The 3,071-nt window shown below is 75.6% G+C and carries 3 protein-coding genes and 1 pseudogene; 1 reads left to right on the forward strand and 3 read right to left on the reverse strand.

Annotated features, from left to right (window positions below; genetic code table 11):
- Positions 1 to 269, reverse strand: a pseudogene (locus IDM29_RS16020) (hypothetical protein); the annotation flags it as partial.
- 196 nt (positions 270 to 465) lie between these two features.
- Between IDM29_RS16020 and IDM29_RS16025 the strand changes: the two are divergent.
- Entirely contained in the window at positions 466 to 1,020 is a 555-nt protein-coding gene (locus IDM29_RS16025; RefSeq protein WP_182112924.1) for a DUF4334 domain-containing protein, read from the forward strand.
- Here the strand turns inward: IDM29_RS16025 and IDM29_RS16030 are convergent.
- Positions 1,007 to 1,786 (reverse strand): hypothetical protein, encoded by a 780-nt coding sequence (locus tag IDM29_RS16030; protein ID WP_182112925.1) that lies wholly within the window; start codon positions 1,784 to 1,786, stop codon positions 1,007 to 1,009. The genes IDM29_RS16025 and IDM29_RS16030 overlap by 14 nt on opposite strands.
- 42 nt (positions 1,787 to 1,828) lie before the next feature.
- Positions 1,829 to 3,071 (reverse strand): alpha/beta-hydrolase family protein (locus IDM29_RS16035; protein ID WP_188037779.1); only part of this gene is annotated, 1,243 nt, incomplete at its 5' end.

Consider the following 3,071-nt stretch of genomic DNA (forward strand, 5'->3'; position numbering starts at 1 on the left):
TGCGGGCCGTCCTGCGACCGGCCGCCGGCCTCGCCCCACAGCTCCTGGTGGTGCTCCGGCCCGTCGTCGGCCACGGCGTGGCCGATCGCGAAGCCGGCGCCGCCGACGACGACGGCGGCGACCGCCGCGGAGAGTCCAGCGGCCAGGAACGGCCGGGCGCTCACGCGCTCGCGCACCGTGCGGCGGGGCGCGGCGGGGGCGGGCTCGACGTCCGGTGCGGAGGTCTGCGGCTGCGGCTGGGCGTTCTCACGGTCGGGAGTGGTGCTCATGTGGGCTCCTTGATGATGATCGGACGGGCAGGAGCCCGGGAGGACGGCTCCTGCCCTGGTGACCAGGGAACACGGCGAACCTTGGGCGACGGTGGGGTGCGGCTGGGAGCGTGCTGGGAATCTGCGCGACGTGTCGCATGGCGCCGGTCGCGGCGCCGTCCTACGTTCGCCGAACCACCACCGCCGAGGAGCGTCGATGCCCGTCGTCCACCGCCTGCGCGCGCTGCGGTCCGGCACGAGCCCCGCGAGGGCGCTGGAGCTCTTCGACGAGCTGCCCCCGGTCACCGCGGACGACCTGCTCGGCACGTGGGCCGGCCGCGGGATCCCGACCGGGCACCCCCTGGACGGGCTGCTCGAGCGCTACGGCTGGTACGGCAAGCGGTTCGGCTCCTCCGAGGACGTGGACCCGCTGCTGTTCCGGGCCCCGCGGGGCCGGCTCGTCGGCCTGACGCCGGCCCTCCTGCCGGTACGACCCGTGCTCCGCATGGCGCCCGCCGCGCGCGGCCCCGTCGGGGTCGCGGCCTTCTCGCTGCTCCGCCCGCTCCTGACGACCGGCACTCCGCAGGCGAGGCTGCGGACCGTCCGGTACCGCGGCACGGTGTCGGCCGCGCTGGTCTACGACAGGTTCCCGGCCATCGACGCGTTCCGCGGCGTGGACCGGGACACCGTCCTGGGCGTCATGGACCTGCGCTGGTCCCCGGCGCCCTACGTGTTCGTGCTGCGCCGCGCGGGAGGCGTCACTCCCCGGTGACCCTCACGTCGCCGCCCGGGAGGAGGCGGCCGGCGAGGGCCTCGGCCTTGGCGGCCTGGGCCTCGGGGACCGTGAAGCGCGCGATGTCCTCGGTCACGAGCATCGACGTCACGGTGACCTCGCCGACGACCGTCGCGGCGAGGTCGTGCGTCGCCGTCTGGGTCCCGGGCGCCTCGGTCGAGATGCTGCCGGCGCCGGCCGCGTCCCGGACGCGCAGCTCCGCGTCGTCCCGCAGGCCGTCGACCCTCGGCACGGGGTCGAGGACCGCGTTGAGCGCCCGGAACGCCTCGGGGGCCTGCGCCAGCTCCGCGACGACCGCCTCGATGGCGAGGTCGGGGCCGGTCGGACCGCCCACGTGCAGCTCGGTGACGTCCGCCGCCGTGGCGAGCGTCTCGGCCAGGTCCAGCACCTCGCTCGGGTCGCCCTCGTGCGGCAGGCCGGCACTGACCACCGCCGAGCCGATCTGACGGACCAGGCTCACGGACGCCGCGTGGCGGCCGGGGTCGAAGTCCATCGCGCGCTGGACGACGTCGTCCACCTGCTCGGGCGTGGCGTCCGCCGCCATGACCAGGCTCGCGTCGATCGCGCCGATGAAGGGGAGGCTGTTCTGCGAGACCAGGGTGATGCTCTCGAGGCCTGGGCGCTCGCCCATCCACTCCTCGAAGTCGGCCGCGACCGAGGCGCCGGCGTCCACGGCGCAGCCGGAGAGCAGGGCCGCGCAGGACAGGGCGGCGACGGCAGCGCCGAGCCGGGTACGCATGATCATCCGGCTGATGATGTCATGTCGTCACCGGTGGCGAGAGCGGGCTCAGGACCCGTGCGCCTCCAGCACCGCGCGCACGCGCTCGGTGTCCGCGTCCGTCCAGCCCTGCGGCGCGGCGACCGCGACCCACGCGTCGAGCACGACGTCGTCGTAGTTGTGGCCGTGGCCGTCGGGCACCGTCTTGGAGTTCGTCATGTCGACGGTGACCTGCCAGAACGTGACGACCGGGTACCAGGTCATGGTGGGCAGGACGTCCTGGCCCCGCGGCTCCTCGAGCCAGTCGGGCCGGGTGAGGACCAGGTCCGGGGACCACCAGACCACCGGGTCGGACGGGTGCTGCAGGTAGACGACGCGGGGCTCGATCCACGGCGTCGGCGGCTGCGTGAGGCCGTCGGCGTCGGCGGAGAACCGGGCGACGAGCCCGCTCGCGTACACCGGCGCCACCTCGGGCGTGCCGGGGTCGCGCCGCTCGACCAGCGAGCGCCACAGGTCGTTGGAGTGCGGCGGGCCGGCCCAGACCACCCCGTCCGTGTGCGCGCGGATGTCCGCGAGCGTGGTGAACGCGTGCTCCGAGCCGCGGGCGCCCAGGCTCTCGCCGTACACGAGCAGCCGCGGCCGGTCCTCCTCGGGCAGGGACTCGACGTGCGCGGAGATCGTGTCGAGCAGCACGCGCCCTTCCTCCTCGACGCGGGGCAGGTCCAGCAGGAACGACAGCCCGCTCGGCAGGTAGGAGTACTGCGTCGCCACGACGGCGGTGTCCCCGCCGTGCAGCAGCTCGAGGCTGTCGACCGCCGCGGCGTTGACCCAGCCGCTCCCGGTCGTGGTGACGACCGCCAGGACGGACCGCTCGAAGGCCCCGGTGCGCTCGAGCTCGGCGAGCGCGAGCTCGGCCCGCTCCTCGGCGGTGCCGGCGCTCTCCACGCCGACGTAGACCCGCACGGGCGCGACGGCCGCCGCACCGGCGACCACGGCGAGCTCGTCCGCCGTCGGCCCGGTCGAGACGAACCGGCGGCCCTCCCGCCCGAGCGACTCCCAGGCGACCAGGGACTGCGGCGACCCGGAGCGACCGGCGGCGTCCGGCTGTTCCACGCCGGGGAAGTCCAGGTCGTTGCGGCTGCTGAACGCCGAGTCGACCACCGCGACCGCCCGGCGCAGCACGACGTCGTTGACCAGAACCAGCACGAGCAGGACGGCGGCCACCGCGCCCACGACGGACGCCGCGCGCTGCGGGAGCCTGCCCCACCGCTGCGCCGCGCGCCCGAGGAGCCGGGCGAGGCCGCGCAGGCCG

This window comes from Actinotalea sp. JY-7885, assembly GCF_014525465.1.
Classification (GTDB): Bacteria; Actinomycetota; Actinomycetes; order Actinomycetales; family Cellulomonadaceae; genus Actinotalea.

Coding starts and splice junctions, on each gene's coding strand:
- IDM29_RS16030 (WP_182112925.1), bottom strand. CDS start 1,786: ATGATCATGCGTACCCGGCTCGGCGCTGCCGTCGCCGCCCTGTCCTGC.
- IDM29_RS16025 (WP_182112924.1), top strand. CDS start 466: ATGCCCGTCGTCCACCGCCTGCGCGCGCTGCGGTCCGGCACGAGCCCC.